14 protein-coding genes are annotated in these 16,547 nt (G+C 63.6%); 7 read left to right on the forward strand and 7 right to left on the reverse strand.

Annotated elements, in window-relative coordinates; all coding sequences use genetic code 11:
• Positions 1–95: 95 nt before the first annotated feature.
• A complete protein-coding gene (locus tag Q4G22_RS02010) occupies positions 96–1,712 on the reverse strand; it encodes an acyl-CoA dehydrogenase family protein (RefSeq protein WP_303384224.1) in 1,617 nt (538 codons plus the stop codon).
• 170 nt (positions 1,713–1,882) lie between these two features.
• On the opposite strand from Q4G22_RS02010, the gene Q4G22_RS02015 reads away from it, so the two are divergent.
• From Q4G22_RS02015 to rnr, 4 genes are read left to right on the forward strand one after another with little or no spacing between them, the layout of a single operon-like run.
• Positions 1,883–2,647 (forward strand): sulfite exporter TauE/SafE family protein, encoded by a 765-nt coding sequence (locus Q4G22_RS02015; protein ID WP_303384225.1) that lies wholly within the window; start codon positions 1,883–1,885, stop codon positions 2,645–2,647.
• Positions 2,644–3,783, forward strand: coding sequence for a succinyl-diaminopimelate desuccinylase (dapE, locus tag Q4G22_RS02020; protein WP_303384226.1), 1,140 nt, complete (start codon positions 2,644–2,646; stop codon positions 3,781–3,783). The genes Q4G22_RS02015 and dapE overlap by 4 nt, the downstream gene beginning before the upstream one ends.
• Entirely contained in the window at positions 3,780–4,196 is a 417-nt protein-coding gene (locus Q4G22_RS02025; protein ID WP_303384227.1) for a GNAT family N-acetyltransferase, read from the forward strand. Before dapE ends, Q4G22_RS02025 begins: the two co-directional genes overlap by 4 nt.
• 45 nt (positions 4,197–4,241) lie before the next feature.
• Positions 4,242–6,488 (forward strand): ribonuclease R, encoded by a 2,247-nt coding sequence (rnr, locus tag Q4G22_RS02030; RefSeq protein WP_303384228.1) that lies wholly within the window; start codon positions 4,242–4,244, stop codon positions 6,486–6,488.
• A gap of 76 nt (positions 6,489–6,564) precedes the next feature.
• Here the strand turns inward: rnr and Q4G22_RS02035 are convergent, their stop codons facing one another.
• The 5 genes from Q4G22_RS02035 to argH all read right to left on the reverse strand — a co-directional run bounded on the left by Q4G22_RS02035 (position 6,565) and on the right by argH (position 13,003).
• The gene (locus tag Q4G22_RS02035) at positions 6,565–7,449 is read right to left on the reverse strand and encodes a hypothetical protein (protein WP_303384229.1); all 885 of its coding nucleotides are present in this window, start codon (positions 7,447–7,449) and stop codon (positions 6,565–6,567) included.
• Between the two features lie 85 nt (positions 7,450–7,534).
• Positions 7,535–10,072, reverse strand: coding sequence for a DUF4175 domain-containing protein (locus Q4G22_RS02040; RefSeq protein WP_303384230.1), 2,538 nt, complete (start codon positions 10,070–10,072; stop codon positions 7,535–7,537).
• Positions 10,063–11,328 carry a diaminopimelate decarboxylase gene (lysA, locus tag Q4G22_RS02045; protein WP_303384231.1) on the reverse strand — a complete coding sequence of 422 codons (1,266 nt, stop codon included), beginning with the start codon at positions 11,326–11,328 and terminating at the stop codon, positions 10,063–10,065. Before lysA ends, Q4G22_RS02040 begins: the two co-directional genes overlap by 10 nt.
• Positions 11,328–11,459, reverse strand: coding sequence for a hypothetical protein (locus Q4G22_RS02050; RefSeq protein ID WP_303384232.1), 132 nt, complete (start codon positions 11,457–11,459; stop codon positions 11,328–11,330). The genes lysA and Q4G22_RS02050 overlap by 1 nt, the downstream gene beginning before the upstream one ends.
• A gap of 146 nt (positions 11,460–11,605) precedes the next feature.
• Positions 11,606–13,003: an argininosuccinate lyase gene (gene argH, locus Q4G22_RS02055; protein ID WP_303384394.1), complete on the reverse strand. Its 1,398-nt coding sequence runs from the start codon at positions 13,001–13,003 to the stop codon at positions 11,606–11,608.
• A gap of 25 nt (positions 13,004–13,028) precedes the next feature.
• Here argH and Q4G22_RS02060 point away from each other — a divergent pair, with 25 nt between their 5' ends.
• Positions 13,029–13,583 carry a TlpA disulfide reductase family protein gene (locus Q4G22_RS02060; RefSeq protein WP_303360432.1) on the forward strand — a complete coding sequence of 185 codons (555 nt, stop codon included), beginning with the start codon at positions 13,029–13,031 and terminating at the stop codon, positions 13,581–13,583.
• Here Q4G22_RS02060 and Q4G22_RS02065 read toward each other — a convergent pair.
• A complete protein-coding gene (locus Q4G22_RS02065; RefSeq protein WP_303360431.1) occupies positions 13,561–14,142 on the reverse strand; it encodes a DNA-3-methyladenine glycosylase I in 582 nt (193 codons plus the stop codon). The genes Q4G22_RS02060 and Q4G22_RS02065 overlap by 23 nt on opposite strands.
• Positions 14,143–14,230: 88 nt before the next feature.
• Between Q4G22_RS02065 and Q4G22_RS02070 the strand changes: the two genes are divergently transcribed.
• Positions 14,231–15,046, forward strand: a complete 816-nt coding sequence (locus Q4G22_RS02070) for an EAL domain-containing protein (RefSeq protein WP_303384233.1) — start codon at positions 14,231–14,233, stop codon at positions 15,044–15,046.
• Positions 15,047–15,315: 269 nt separating this feature from the next.
• Entirely contained in the window at positions 15,316–16,041 is a 726-nt protein-coding gene (phbB, locus tag Q4G22_RS02075; RefSeq protein ID WP_303384234.1) for an acetoacetyl-CoA reductase, read from the forward strand.
• Positions 16,042–16,547: the final 506 nt, after the last annotated feature.

Consider the following 16,547-nt stretch of genomic DNA (forward strand, 5'->3'; position numbering starts at 1 on the left):
CCGTCCACATCACGCCTGCGCGACCACCGGCAGGGGTTTCCTGTTTGCAACAAATACGCCGCAGGGGGGGCAAGCCCCCGCCTCTGGGCACGGCCTTAACCCAGCAGGCGGCGGGCGATCACCTGTGCCTGAATTTCCGCCGCGCCCTCGAAAATATTCAGGATTCGCGCGTCGCACAGCACCCGGCTGATCTGATATTCCAGCGCAAAGCCGTTTCCGCCGTGGATTTGCAGGGCATTATCCGCCGCAGCCCAAGCCACCCGCGCGCCCAGCAGCTTCGCCATCCCCGCCTCAAGATCGCAGCGGTTGCCGTGGTCTTTCTGCCAGGCGCTGAAATAGGTCAGCTGCCGCGCGATCATGATTTCCACCGCAGACAGCGCCAGCTTGTCGGCCACACGGGGAAAGTTCACCAGCGCCTTGCCGAATTGCTTGCGGTCCAGCGCGTATTGCAGCCCCAGTTCCAGCGCGTTCTGCGCCACGCCAATCGCCCGCGCCGCCGTCTGAATCCGCGCCGATTCAAAGGTCTGCATCAACTGTTTGAAGCCCTGGCCGGTGACGCCACCCAGCAGGTTGTCGCCCTTGACCTCGAACCCGTCAAAGCCAAGCTCGTATTCCTTCATGCCGCGATAGCCCAGAACCTCGATCTCGCCGCCGGTCATGCCGGGGGTGGGGAAAGGCTCGGTATCGGTGCCGGGGGTCTTTTCGGCCAGAAACATCGACAAGCCGCGCCAATCGTCTGTCTCTGGCTCGGTCCGGGCCAGCAGCGTCATCACATGGGTGCGCGCGGCATGGGTGATCCAGGTTTTGTTGCCGGTGATCTTCCAGTTGTCGCCATCGCGCACCGCGCGGGTGCGCAGGCTGCCAAGGTCAGACCCGGTGTTCGGTTCGGTGAACACTGCCGTGGGCAGAATTTCCCCGCTGGCCAGTTTCGGCAGCCACTGTTTCTTTTGCGCCTCGGTGCCGCCGCAGATGATCAGTTCGGCGGCGATTTCGCTGCGGGTGCCAAGGCTACCAACGCCGATATAGGCGCGCGACAGTTCTTCGCTGACGACGACCATGCTGGCTTTGGACAGGCCAAGCCCGCCAAATTCCTCGGGGATGGTCAGGCCGAACACGCCCAGTTCCGCCAGTTCGGAAATGATTTCCATCGGGATCAGTTCGTCCTGCATATGCCAGTCATGGGCATGCGGCACCACCTTGTCATCGGCCCAACGGCGGAACTGATCGCGGATCATTTCCAGATCCTCGTCCAGCCCGGTCTTGCCAAAGGTGGCCGCGCCCTGATTGTCCGCCAGAATCGCCGCCAGTTGCGCCCGCGCCTGCGCCGTATTGCCCGCCATCAGCGCCCGTGCCGCATCCGAGGGCTGCCATTCGACGCCCATATCCGACAGGCGGGCGAATTCCGTCTGGCTCATCGGGATGCCGCCCGCGATTTGCGACAGATATTCGCCAAAACCGATCTGAAGGATCAGCCCTTCGGTTTCCCCCTGCACGCGCCCGGCCCAAGCGGCCAGTTGCCGCAGCGATTCCACATACGTCGCCAGCCATGACAGAGCATGGGCGGCGCGCTGATGTACCTCCAGCGCCACCGCATCGACCTTGCCATCGGGGGCGACCAGCGCCAGCACAGCGGCTTTGGCGCGGGATTGCAAATCTTCCAGTTCGGCGATGACGGCGGCTGTATCTGCGGGCATGTCTTTCATCGAATCCATCCGTTTCGGCGTTGCAGCATGTCTAGGGCTTTCGCATGTGCAGCGCAATGATAATGCGCGGCAAGGCTTAATAAAGACTGAAAATGTCGCGCAGATTGCGCGGTTCCATGCGTGTTTTGGCAAACAGGAGGCGTATTTTCTTTTGTTTTTCGCAGCGATAGGGTGACGGCATGTTCGGGCTTGATCCTGTGGTTTTCTGGGCGGCGATGGCCGTCACTCTGTTTGCGGGCTTTGTCAAAGGCGCGGTCGGCTTTGCCATGCCGATGATTATGATGTCGGTTTTCGGGTCGATGATGCCTGCGACCATGGCGCTGGCCGGGCTGATCCTGCCGACTTTGGTCACGAATATCGGGCAGGCGTTCCGCTGGGGGCCGGCGGAGGCATGGGCCGCGACCGCCTGCTATCGCTGGCATATCGGCGCGGTGGCGCTGTTCATTCTGGTCTCGGCGCCCTTTGCCGCGATGATTCCGCAAGGTGCGATGTATCTGATGCTTGGCGCCCCGATCACCGCTTTCGCGCTGTGGCAATTGTCGGGGCGGCCCTTGGCGCTGCCGATCCGCCACCAGCGGCGGGCCGAGGTGGTCAGCGGCGTGATTGGTGGGCTGTATGGTGGGATTTCGGGCATCTGGGGGCCGCCGCTGATCGTCTATCTGCTGTCGGTCGGCGTGCCAAAGCGCGAACAGGTGCTGGTGCAGGGCGTCGTGTTCCTGCTGGGCGCGGTGGTGCTGAGCGTGGCGCATCTGTTCACCGGCATTCTGTCCGGGCCGGGGCTGGCGTTTTCCGCCGCGCTGATCGTGCCTGCGGTGATCGGGCTGCGCTTGGGCTTTGCCTTGCAAGACAGGTTGGATGTGGTGCAGTTTCGGCGCTGGACCTTGGTTCTGCTGGTGCTGACTGGCGCCAACCTGATCCGCCGCGCTGTGCAATTGGGGATATGATGACCGACGCTGCCGACCTGACCGCCCGCCTGATCCGCTGCCCCTCGGTCACGCCCGAGGAAGGCGGCGCGCTGGTTCTGCTGGCTGACCTGCTGAGCGCGGGGGGCTTCACCTGCACCCGCGTGGATCGAAACGGTGTGTCGAACCTGTTTGCCCGCTGGGGCGCGCGGGGGGCGCGGACATTCGGGTTCAACGGCCATACTGATGTCGTGCCGCCCGGCGATCTGGGGTCGTGGACGCATCCGCCCTTTTCCGGCCATGTCGAGGACGGCATGATCTGGGGCCGGGGCGCGACCGATATGAAGTCGGGCGTCGCCGCCTTTGTCTGCGCCGCGATGGATTTCGTGCGCGAAACGCCGCCCGATGGCGCGGTGATCCTGACCATCACCGGCGACGAAGAGGGGCCGGGCCGCGACGGCACCCGCGCTTTGCTGGACTGGATGAATGAAAACGGCGAACGCATGGATGTCTGCATCGTGGGCGAGCCGTCGAACCCCGACACCTTTGGCGAGATGATCAAGATCGGGCGGCGCGGGTCGGTCACGTTTCGCATCACGGCCACCGGAGTGCAGGGGCACGCCGCCTATCCGCATCGCGCGCGCAATCCCCTGCACGCGCTGACCCGCTATCTGACCGATCTGATCGCCAGTCCGCTGGATCAGGGAACGGCGCATTTCGACCCCTCGGGGTTGCAAATCACCAGCATCGACTGCGGCAATCCGGCATCCAACGTGATCCCGCAAACGGCGACGGCGGTGGTCAATATCCGCTTTAACGACCTGCATACAGCCGACAGTCTGACTGCCGACCTGACCGACCGTGCGCAGGCACTGGCGACCGAAACCGGCGTCGCGCTGCACCTGTCTGCCGAGGTTACGGGCGATGCCTTTCTGACCGCGCCCGGCCCCTTCGTCGATCTGGTGCGCGGCGTGATCCGCGCGGAGACCGGGCTTGACCCGGTGTTGTCCACCACGGGCGGCACCTCGGATGCGCGCTTCATCAAGGACCACTGCCCGGTGGTGGAATTCGGCCTTGTCGGCCGTTTCATGCACCAGGTGGACGAGCGTGTGCCGGCGGGTGAAATCCACGCGCTGACCCGCGTATATCGCCGCATCCTGACCGAGTATTTCGTATGAACATCACCATCACCGACGATCTTGCCGCCTGCCACGCGCTGCGCCGCACCGTGTTCATCGAAGAACAGAACGTCTCGGAATCCGACGAGATGGACGATCTGGACGGTGCCGCCATCCACCTGCTTGCGACCGATGACCACGGCCCCGTCGGCACTGCCCGCCTGCTGATCGACGGCGAGACCGGCAAGATCGGGCGCGTCTGCGTGCTGCCTCGGGCGCGCGGCACGGGGCTTGGGGCGGCGCTGATCCGCGCTTCGATGGACCATCTGCGCACCATCCCCGGTGTGACCCGCGCAAAGCTGGGTGCGCAGACCCATGCGCTTGGCTTTTACGAAAAGCTTGGTTTTACCGCCTACGGCCCTATCTATGACGACGCAGGCATCCCGCACCGCGACCTGGCGCGGGATCTGTAGGAAACGGCGGGTGAGACCTTCACGCGCGCAAAAAAGGATGCGGGCATGAGCGATCTTCCCTCGAAACAGCAAATCATGGCCTGGCTGGCCGACCACCCCGAGGCCAATTCCAAGCGTGACATCGCCAAGGCGTTCGGCGTCAAGGGTGCCGCGCGCATCGACCTGAAACGCCTGCTGAAAGAGCTTGAGGCCGAGGGCCAGCTTGAGCGCAAACGCCGCCATTACCGCGACGGCCATACCCTGCCGCCGGTCTCGGTCATCCAGATCATCGGGCCGGACGCTGCGGGCGATCTCTTCGCGCGCCCGATGGAATGGCAGGGCGAAGGGCCGGAACCGCGCATCCTGTTCATGCCCCGCGACGCCGATACGGCGGTCGGCGCGGGCGAACGGGTGCTGGCCCGGCTGATCCCGATCACGGGCGAGGATCACCATTATCAGGCCCGGCTGATCCGCCGCATCGGCACCGCGCCGCATAAGATTGTCGGCATTTTCCGCAAGGAAACCGAGGGCGGGCGCATCGTTCCCATCGACAAGGGCGCCGACAAGGAATGGCGCGTGCGCGCCGACGCGACCCTTGGCGCCAAGGGCGGCGAGCTGGTCGAGGCGGAACAGATCGGTCCCAAGGGCCGCCTTGGCCTGCCGCTCGCGCGCGTGACCGAGGTGCTGGGCGATCCCTCCGCCCCCCGCGCCGTCAGCCTGATCGCGATTCACCAGCACGGCATCCCCGACGATTTCCCCGACGAAGTGATTGCTCAGGCTGATGCCGCGCAGCCCGCGCCGATGGCGGGGCGGATGGACCTGCGCGACCTGCCCTTGGTCACGATCGACCCCGCCGATGCGCGCGATCATGACGATGCCGTGGCCGCCGTGACCGAAGCCGATGGCGGCGCGACCATCTGGGTCGCCATCGCCGATGTGGCCCATTATGTCCGCCCCGGCACCGCCCTTGACCGCGAGGCGTGGAAGCGGGGCAATTCCACCTATTTCCCCGACCGCGTGGTGCCGATGCTGCCTGACATTCTGTCGGGGGATCTGTGCAGCCTGCACGAAGGCGTTGACCGCCCGGTGATCGCCGTGAAAATGCGGCTGGACGCGCAGGGCAACAAGACCGGCCACAGCTTTCATCGCGGCATGATGAACAGCCGCGCCAGCCTGTCTTACGAACAGGCGCAGGCGGCGGCGGATGGTGCGCCCGATGATCAGGCCGCGGCGCTGATGGATGACGTGATCGGCCCTCTGTGGCACGCTTACGGCCTGCTGAAATCGGCGCGCGACCGCCGCCAACCGCTGGAGCTCGACCTGCCCGAACGCCGGATCGAGCTGACCCCCGATGGCCGGGTCAAATCGGTGAACTTCCGCGACCGGCTGGACGCGCACCGGCTGATCGAGGAATTCATGGTGCTGGCCAATGTCGCCGCCGCCGAAGAACTGACCCGCCGCAGCCGCCCGCTGCTGTTCCGCGTTCACGAGGAACCCAGCCCCGCGAAACTGGACGCGCTGCGCGAGGTGGCGCAGGCGTCTGGTTTCGTGCTGGCCAAGGGGCAGGTTTTGCAGACCAGCCACTTGAACCGGCTGCTGGCGCAGGCCGAAGGGTCTGACTTTGACGAACTCATCAATATCAGCACCTTGCGGTCGATGACGCAGGCTTACTATGCGCCGGAAAACTTTGGCCATTTCGGGCTGGCGCTGACCCATTACGCGCATTTCACCTCGCCCATCCGCCGCTATGCCGATCTGATCGTGCATCGCGCGCTGATTACCGGCCATGGCTGGGGCGATGACGGGCTGTCGGGCGGCGATACCGACCGGCTGGCCGAGACCGCCGAACACATCAGCGCCACCGAACGCCGCAGCATGGAGGCCGAGCGTGACACCACCGACCGCTATCTGGCCGCCTATCTGGCCGATCGCGTTGGCACGGAAATGTCCGGGCGGATCAGCGGCATCCAGCGTTTCGGTGCGTTTGTGAAACTGGACGAGACCGGGGCCGACGGCCTGTTGCCGATCCGCGAAATCGGCGCCGAATATTTCCACTTTGACCCCGACGCGCAGGTGCTGATGGGGTCGGAAACCGGCGTCGAAATCGGCATCGGCCAGCGCGTCACCGTCCGCCTGACCGAAGCCGTGCCGACCACCGGCGGGTTGATGCTGGAACTGCTGGAACTGGACGGCAAGCCCGTCCCGCAAGGCCCCAAGGGCCGCCGCAAGGGTGGCCCGATGCGCCGCAAATCCACGCAGGCCCGTCTGGCCGAGGTGAAACGGGCGACGAAACGCCGCCGCAAGCGCGGCTGAGCCTGCGCGCGTTGCGGTTTTGTATATTGGCGCAAACAGGTGGCGGCCTGCGGTGGTTACATCGGGCGGCGCATGGTTATTGCTGGTCCTTGGACAATGCCTCTGGCCATCCAGGCGGATTGCCGAGCCAGAACCAATCGGCCCATAACTGGCCATCTGCCGTATCAGAACGAAACGAGACAAGCTCGATCACATCGTCCTGTTCAGCCACTGGCCTTGCGTTAAACCTTTGCAGGACCGGAAAATCAAACCCGACAAAGCCAAGTATCGCCTGATGTGCCATTAATTGCGCAAGCCTGGTATCAAGCTCGATCCCTGCAACTTCGCCTTCATGGCTCAGGTGCATCAGATGATCGGCTCCGTCGCGCATGTCGATGGCCAGCAGATCGCCGTTGGGGGCAATGGCAAAGGGAAAGCCCGCATCATAGAAATCGAGGATCTGTTGAAAATGGTCGCGTTCGACGTTGTTGGCTGCGCGCTCCGGATCGTAAAAGTCGCGCCAGCTTTCCCGGTGACGAAAGGCGGCGGCCACCCCGGACGGGCCGCTCAATGCCAGCACCAGAGCTGCGCCTTCAATCTCGGGTGATTTGTAATTATCCGGTCCGGGATCGCCGTCCGGGCCGGGGGCATAGGCCCATTGCATGAAAGCTTCGGGCGGCTCCTCGGGGTATATACGTCGCCCCCATTCATCGGCGAGGTTGGCTGGCCGCGATGGCAGGCCCCAGCGGATAACGATTTCTTTGCTGACATACAGAAAGAAATTTTGCAGCTCTTGCGGCATCGCTGTGCCGATTTCATCTTCGACTGCGGTGATTTCGGCTTGGGTCGCGGGCGCGTCAAAGATGATCTGTCGATAAGAACTGGAATCTGTGCGGAGCAAACTCATCTCGGGTGTCAAAAGGCGTTTGACGGTTTCCAGAAGGTAAGCCCGGAAAACCTGATACTGGGCAATGGTCGGCATGTGTCACCCTTTGTCACTGCATCTTCGCTATATCTTGAAAGTGAGAGATATGCGTGACCAGCACAAGCACCAGAAAAGTCTGGCGTTAAAACCGCTCCAGCAACCGGCCCAGATAGTCGCGCTCATCCTCGGGCCGGGTCAGCTGCCCACTGCGGCGGCGGATTTCATCCAGCAGATCGCGGGCGCGGCGGGTCGGGTCGGCCCCTTCGGATAAAGGATCGCCGGTGGTGATATTGCGTCCGCCGCCCGACAGGTTGCGGCCCAGAGGGTCCAGCATCCGCTGCCCCGGCGGAATGGCACCGCGCTGATCGCCGGGACGGGTGCCTGCGGGGCCGTCGGGTTGCTGACCGTCGGCCCCCTCGCCCTGTTGGCCCTGCTGCGCCTGCTGGCCTTCGGGGCGCAGCAGATCGCCCAGGGCGCGCATCCCTTCGCGCATAGACTGGATGGCGTCGGCCTGCCGCTCCATCGCGCCGGACATGTCGCCATCGCGCAGCGCCTGTTCGGCCTGCTCCATCGCCCGGCCCGCCTGATCCAGCGCCTCGCGCGCGGCGTCGCCCTGTGGTGATCCCTGACCGGGCATCAATCCGCGCTGCTGGCCCAGTTCATCGCGCAGGCTTTGCTGCCGATCGGCCATCTCACCGGCATCGCCCGGCTGCCCCGGCTGGCCATTGAACCGGCGTTGCATTTCACGAAACGCCTGATCCGACAGTTCCTGCTGCTGGCGCAGCGTATCGGCCAGACGGTTCATCGGCTGACCACCGGGCTGCCCGTCCTGCCCCTCGCCGCCCTGTGACTGACGGACCTGCAAATTCTCCATCATCCGGTTGAATTGTTCCAGCAATTGCTGGGCCTCAGCCATCCGTCCCTCGTTCATCAGACGCTGGATTTCGTCCATCATCTGCTGAATCTGGTCGCCGGTGATCTGCTGCCCTTGTTGCGGGCTGCGGTCGAATCGCGCTGCCGGATCTTCGCCCTGTTCGGCCAGCATCTGCGTATAGGCGTCGGTCGCCTCTTTCAACTCGTCCATCAGCCGCTGAATTTCGTCGGGGCTGGCGCCTTGGCGGATCGCCTCGGACAGCCGTTCCTGCGCACGGCGCATCCGGTCCAGCGCGTCGGCCAGCCCACCATCCTCAAGCTGAACAGCGGCCTGCCACAAGGCTTCCGCCAGCTTGTCACGCGCATCGGGTGACAAGGGACCACCATCCAGCAGACCAGCCGCCCCGCGCAGTTCCTGATACAGTTCGGGCGCGACAAAGTCTTCGGGCTGCCATGTCACCGCCCGCAGAATTTCCGCGCTACGCCCGGCATTCGCGCGCGACCACAGCAGATCGCGGCGGGTTTCGATCAGCGCCGCCGCCAGCGGATCGAAAAAGCGCCGCCCCGGCAGGATCACCTGCGCCGGACCACTGTCGCCGGTCTGGCCGATGCCATCCGTGGCGCGCAGAGTGATGGTGACGGGCATATTAGCCCATGGATGGCGGGCCAGATCCTCGGTCAGCGTGCCGGTGATCTGCCGGGTGTCGCCGCGCGGAATCGGCAGGGGCAGCGCCAGAGGATCGCGTGGTTCGGGCGTCAGGGTCAGGCCATAACGGCGGTCCACGGCAGCCAGATCCAGCGCGATCTCCGCCGCGCCTTCGGTGATGCCAAAGTCATCCTCGGCCTGAAATTCCTGTGCCATGCGACCATCGGCACGCCGCAGTGGCTGCGCGCCCGCCCGGATCACCGGCGCATCGTCGGGCTGCACGATCACGTCAAAACGCCGCCCGGATACGGTGATGCTGCCCGATTCCTCGGCGCGGAAAGCAGGGGCCAGAGGGTCATCGCCGCTGGCCGGACCAATGTCCTGATCCATCGCAATGCCGTCGCCATAAAAGCGGAACGTCACCTCGCTACCCTTGGGCAGAACCAGCGGATCGCCCTCGGGCAGTGCATTCAGATACAGCGCCGGGCGACGGGTATAAGTAGGCGGCTCGGCCCAGCCTTCCCATGATGGCGCGACCGTAGCCGTATCGCCGCGCTCATCCGGCAAGCGCAAGGTCGCGGCGATGGCCGACATGCCCTGACCAATCTGCCCCGCACCCCCAAACAGCAGTGCCATGACCAGCGCCACAAGGGCCGTCAGCCGCAGGGCAAAGGGATCACGGTGCCGCAGCCCGGTATCGGGTGGCACCGCCCGCGCCTGTGCCGCCCGCCCCGCCATCTGCGCCAGATGCGCGCGCCATAAATCACCCTCGCCCCCCAGGGCCGCATGATCGGCCAGCGCAGCCAAAGGCCGCCCCGGCAGAGCAGCATCCACCCGCGCTGCAACCTCGGCCCCTGAAATCCGCCGCCAGCGCATTCCGCCGCGCACCGCCGCCACCAGCGCCGCAATCATCACGGCCCCGGACAGCCACGGTAAAATCGGCGCAGGAACCAGAGTCACCACCCCAAGCGCCAGCAGTGCCAGCCACAGCGACACAATCACGAACAGCGGCCAAAATGCCCGCGCCGCCTGCTCCCACGCCATCCCCCAGCGGGTCAGAACCAGTGCACGGGCTATCTTCTGTCCGGAAATATCCTCGGGGGTCCGGGGGTGGAAAACCCCCGGTTCTGACCGCGCCGCCCGGAACCGTCCTATAACCATTCAGGGATGGTATCGCGGTTCAGGATTTCCTCAACCGTTGGCCGCGCCCGGATGACGGCGAAGTGATCGCCTTGGACCAGCACTTCCGGCACCAAGGGCCGGGTGTTGTATTCGCTGGCCATCACCGCGCCATAGGCCCCCGCCGACCGGAAGGCGACCAGATCGCCCGTCGCAAGCCCCGGCAGATCGGCACCCTTCTGAAAGGTGTCGCCCGTCTCGCAGACCGGGCCGACCACATCAAAGGGCCGCACATCGGCGGCGACCATCGGCTGGATCACCGGCACGATGTCGTGATGCGCGCCATACATCGCCGGGCGCAGCAGATCGTTCATCGCCGCATCAAGAATCAGGAAATCGCGCCCCTCGCCCTGTTTCACATAGATGACCGAGGCCAGCAGCACCCCGGCATTCCCGACGATATTTCGCCCCGGCTCGATCTCGATCTCGCAGCCCAGATCGCCCACAGTATCGCGGATCACCTGACCATATTCGATCGGCAAGGGCGGGGCGTTATTGTCGCGCCGGTAGGGGATTCCCAGCCCGCCGCCCATATCCAGCCGGGTGATCTGATGCCCGTCAGCGCGCAAAGCCCGCACCAGCTCGGCCATCTTGGTATAGGCTTGCCGGTAAGGCTCCAGATCGGTCAACTGGCTGCCGATGTGCATATCGACGCCCACGACGGCCAGACCGGGCAGACGCGCCGCCTCGGCATACACCTCGCGCGCGCGGGCGATGGGGATGCCGAACTTGTTTTCCGACTTGCCGGTGGCGATCTTCTCATGCGTTTTCGCATCGACATCGGGGTTCACGCGAATGGCAATCGGCGCGACGACGCCCATGGAATCAGCCAGTTGCGACAGGGCGCGCAGTTCGGGTTCGCTTTCCACGTTGAACTGCCGGATATCGCCCTCCAGCGCCTGCCGCATCTCGGCCAGCGTCTTGCCAACACCGGAAAACACGATCCGTTCGCCCGGCACACCTGCCGCCCGCGCCCGCGCATATTCGCCGCCAGACACCACATCCATGCCCGCGCCCATATCGCCCAGCAGTTTCAACACCGCCAGATTGCTGTTCGCCTTGACGGCAAAGCAGACGAGGTGATCGGTCCAATCCAGCGCCTGCTGGAACAGCCCGAAATGGCGGCGCAGCGTGGCGGCGGAATAGACATAAACAGGCGTGCCAACCTCTGCCGCGATGCGGGTCAGCGGGACATCTTCGGCGTGCAGGACGCTGCCGTGATAGTTGAAATGATCCATCAGCCGCCCGTGACGATGCCCACCCGCGCCTCGCCGTCCAGATGGACACCCGGCGCGGGCCGTTCAGGCGCGCCATCGACGCCGCAGGCGGACAGGATCAGGGCAGTGGTCAGGAAAAACACGATACGCATCAGGGGAACCCTTTCAGATGTGGCCGCGACTATGCGCCAAGGCGTCCGCGCGGGCAATATCGCCGCTGCCCCCAAAGATGAGTATTTATGCAAACAGGAAGCAGCCGGGTTTCCTGTTTGCCCAAATATTCAATCAACCGTGTGGGTCAGGCCAACGCCTGCCGCCAGCGCGCGATCTGTTCGCGCACCCGTTTCGGCGCGGTGCCGCCATAGCTTTGCCGCGAGGCGACAGAGTTCTGCACCCCCAACACCTCGAAAATCGCTTGGGTGATGGCGGGGTGAACCGATTGCATCTCGGCCAGCGTCAGATCGGGCAGATCGATGCCGGCCTTTTCCGCGCGTGCGACCAGCGCGCCGGTGACGTGATGAGCGTCGCGGAAGGGCAGCCCCGCCTCGCGCACCAGCCAGTCGGCCAGATCGGTGGCGGTGGAAAAGCCGCTGGATGCCGCGGCTTCCAGCACGTCGGGGCGGGCGGATAAGTCGGCCATCATCCCGGTCATCGCCGCCAGTGCCAGCATCAGCGAATCGGCGGCGTCAAAGACCTGTTCCTTGTCCTCCTGCATGTCCTTGGAATAGGCCAGCGGCAGGCCCTTCATCACCGTGAACAGCGCCACGGTCGCGCCCAGAATCCGCCCGATTTTCGCCCGGATCAGTTCCGCCGCATCGGGGTTTTTCTTTTGCGGCATGATTGACGAGCCGGTCGAGAACCGATCCGACATTGCCACGAACCGGAACTGGGCCGAGGACCAGATCACCAGTTCTTCGGCCAGCCGCGACAGGTGGACGGCGCAGATGCTGGCGGCGGACAGAAACTCCAGCGCGAAATCGCGGTCGCTGACGGCATCAAGGCTGTTCGCCATCGGGCGGTCGAAATCCAGCGCCTTGGCCGTCGCCTGACGGTCAATGGGGAAGCCGGTGCCAGCCAAAGCCGCCGCGCCAAGGGGCGATTCGTTCATCCGGCGGCGGGCATCCCCGAACCGCCCCAGATCGCGGCCGAACATTTCCACATAGGCCATCATGTGATGCCCCCATGTCACCGGCTGCGCGGTTTGCAGATGGGTGAACCCAGGCATGACCCAATCGGCCCCCGCCTGCGCCTGATCCAGCAGCGCGGCGATCAGCGAGCGCAGCCCCGCATCCGCCGCATCGCATTGATCGCGCACCCAAAGCCGGAAATCCGTCGCCACCTGATCGTTGCGCGACCGTGCCGTGTGCAGACGCCCCGCCGCATCGCCGATAAGATCTTTCAGCCGCGCCTCGACATTCATGTGAATGTCCTCAAGATCGGTGCGGAAGGTGAAATTCCCGGCCTCGATCTCTGACAAGACCGTGTTCAGCCCTTCCCGGATCGCCTCGGCATCGTTACTGCTGATGATGCCTGTCGCGGCCAACATGGCGGCATGGGCCCGGCTGCCCCGGATGTCCTGGGCGTAAAGCCGCCGGTCGAAACTGATCGAGGCGTTGATCGCCTCCATGATCGCATCCGGCCCGGCGGCAAAGCGCCCGCCCCACATTGCGTTGGCGGTCTTGGGCTGGTCGGTCATCGGCGTTCCCTGTGCGGAGGATTTCATGCTGCGATCCCTTTATCTGGCCGTTGCTTTCGGCGCAATCGCGCTGCCTGCCCTCGCGGGCGAGGGCAACCCCGTGGATGTGCCCGCCGCGCAGGCGGCAGGTCTGGTGCGGCTGGCCGACACCTTTCCGGCCCAGATTGCGGATGCCACATTTGGCGATCTGGATGGCGGGGAACACCAGCTTTCCGATTGGCAGGGGCAGGCGCTGCTGGTGAATTTCTGGGCGACCTGGTGCGCGCCCTGCCGCGAAGAAATGCCCTCGCTGGATGCCTTGCAGCAGGAAATGGGCGGCGATGATTTTCAGGTGCTGACCATCGCCGCAGGCCGCAACCCGCCCGAGGCGATGCGCAAATTCTTTGCTGAAACGGGCATTGAAACCCTGCCTCTGCTGACCGATCCGCGGATGGAGCTGGCCCGCGCGATGGGCGTTGTCGGCCTGCCGGTGACGGTGCTGATCGACCGCGAGGGCCGCGAGGTAGCGCGTCTGAACGGCGAAGCAGATTGGGCGTCGGATGCCGCGCTGGAGGTGGTCAGGGCGCTGAAAGCCGACTGACCGGGCCGTGCCGGTGGCAGGTAGTGATGTGGTCGTTCACGATCCCCACCGCCTGCATGAAGGCATAACAGATCACCGGCCCGCAAAAATTGAACCCCTGCTTTTTCAACGCCTTGGACATGGCCTGCGATTCGGGCGTCTGCGTGGGAACCTGCGCCAGCGAGGACCATTTGTTCTGCACGGTTTTTCCGCCGGTGAAGCCCCAGATGAAAGGCGCGAATCCCTCGCCCGTTTCCATGTCCAGAAAGATGCGCGCGCTGCGCACGGTTGATTCGATTTTGCCGCGGTGGCGGATGATTCCGGGGTTGGACAGCGCCTTTTCGATGCGGGCGGTGTCCCAGCTTGCCATGCTTTCGGGGTTGAAATCGTCAAATTCCTCGCGAAAGGCATCGCGCTTGCGCAGGATAGTGATCCAGCTGAGACCGGCCTGAAACCCGTCCAGAATCAGCTTTTCCCACAAGGCGCGCGGATCACGTTCCGGCACGCCCCATTCGGTGTCGTGATAGTCTTGATACAGCGGATCAGTGCCGCACCAGCCACAGCGGGATATATCGTTCATTAACCGGGAATCCAGAAAGCAGTCATCATTTACGTGAAATTAGGCAATCATGGCGATAGTGCAAAGACAACCGTGCAAGAGGTGAATCGTGTCCGCCGGAACCCAGCAGAGCGCATCCCCGCTCGATTACGCCATCGACCAGCAAAGCCGGGTTACGCTACCCACCGTGCGACTGGCGGTTGAACGTGGCAATGGCGTGCTGGCTTTTCAGCCCGTCGTTCAGTCGGGCCGGACCGAACGCCCCGCCTTTTATGAGGGGCTGATCCGCATCATCGACGAATCTGGGCGTATCGTGCCGCTGCGCGACTTTATGCCCGTGGCCGAAACCACCGAACTGGGGCGGCGGATCGACTGTCTGTCGCTGGCTCTGGGGCTGCAATCATTGCGCGAAGATCCCTCGCTGCGGTTGTCGATCAACATGTCGGCCCGCTCGATCGGTTATCCTGACTGGATCACTACGTTGCGCGATGGCCTGATTGCCGAACCGCAGGTCGCCGAACGACTGATTCTGGAAATTACCGAAAGCAGCGCGATGGAAATGCCCGATGTCGTGCATCAGTTCATGCGTGAGGTGCAGGGATATGGCGTCAGTCTGGCGCTGGATGATTTCGGTGCGGGCTATACCTCGTTCCGCTATCTGCGCGATTTCTGCTTCGACATGATAAAGATCGACGGGCAGTTCATCCGCAACATCGCCAACCACCCCGACAATCAGGTGCTGACCCGCGCCTTGCAGTCCATCGCGCATCATTTCGACATGTTCACGGTCGCGGAATCGGTGGAAACTGCGGATGAGGCGGCATTCCTGATCGACATGGGGATTGACTGTATGCAGGGCTATTACTTTGGCGCGCCGACCATTGCCCCGCCGTGGAAAAGCCCGCCGACGATGGTGCAGCGGTAATATGATACGGCTTCCAGCCCTTGCCGGGGTCATTGGCGTGAAAATGCCTGCAAAATGCCCGGTAAGGGTTGACGGCTGATCGTCAACTCGCAACCTTTCCTCTGAAATCCGGACCAGAGTGTTCCTTTGGCATTGCTGATTGCAGGCAGGGCGGAGGTAACAATGGGGATGTTCTGGCCCGGTCGGTCCATGTTGCGCGAAACCATATTGCGTGGCGAGGGCCGTTTGGGTAGCAAGATTTCAAGACTATGACCTAAAGGGGGGATACCATGTCGAAAGTTGCTCTCGTTACCGGTGGTTCGCGCGGGATCGGTGCTGCCATTTCCAAGGCGTTGCTTGATGCGGGCTATACCGTTGCCGCAAACTACGCTGGCAACGACGATGCCGCCAAGGCCTTCACCGAGGAAACCGGCATTCAGACCTATAAATGGTCGGTCGCCGATTACGATGCCTGCGTCGAAGGCATCAAGAAGGTCGAGGACGAACTCGGTCCTGTTGCCGTGCTGGTTAACAACGCTGGGATCACCCGTGATTCCATGTTCCACAAGATGACTGCCCAGCAGTGGAAAGAGGTGATCGACACCAACCTGACCGGCCTGTTCAACATGACCCATCCGGTCTGGGGGGGGATGCGTGATCGCAAGTTTGGCCGCATCATCAACATTTCCTCGGTCAATGGCCAAAAGGGGCAGGCCGGGCAGGCCAACTATTCCGCCGCCAAGGCCGGTGACATCGGCTTTACCCGCGCGCTGGCGCAGGAAGGGGCGCGTGCGGGTATCACGGTAAACGCCGTGGCACCTGGCTATATCGGCACGGAAATGGTGCGTGCGATTGATGAAAAGGTGCTGAACGAACGGATCATCCCGCAGATCCCGGTGGGGCGTCTGGGTGAACCCGAAGAAATCGCCCGCGCTGTGGTCTTCCTTGCTTCGGATGAGGCTGGTTTCATAACCGGATCGACCATCTCGGCCAACGGCGGCCAGTTTTTCGGCTGACCCAAGCGCCGACACGAAAAGGCCCGCCAGGCGCGGGCCTTTTCCTTTGGCGCCGCCCCCGGTTGGGTCAGACTGGACACCATCGGCCCTGAACGTTCCGTCAGTGCTGGCGCAACATGTGACCCGGACTTTTCAGAGTTAAATCCGCTCAAGACTGCCCGATGAAGCAAGTGTATCGGGTGTGATAACTGCGATATTTCCCACCGCTTGCCAGCAGTCCTTTGCCGATAACGCTGTAACGCAATAAGGATGGTCGTGCCAATTCGACAGGATTGCCTGGGTATCGGGCGGTTCATGTCGGCGAAATTCCTGATTTTCCTGGCTTGGCATTGGCATACCTTCGCTCATCCTGACGCTAGTCACAGATGAAGGAAAATCCGGTGGCAGGTCAGTGCAGACCCAAAAGTATGCTGCGGAAATGAGGGCTTGCGGATGCTCGACCGTATCGTGCAACTTTCGATCAAAAGCCGGATTCTTGCTGATCCGCCCGCCAGCCCCCGCTATAT

Source organism: Paracoccus sp. (in: a-proteobacteria), assembly GCF_030538655.1.
Lineage (GTDB): Bacteria > Pseudomonadota > Alphaproteobacteria > Rhodobacterales > Rhodobacteraceae > Paracoccus.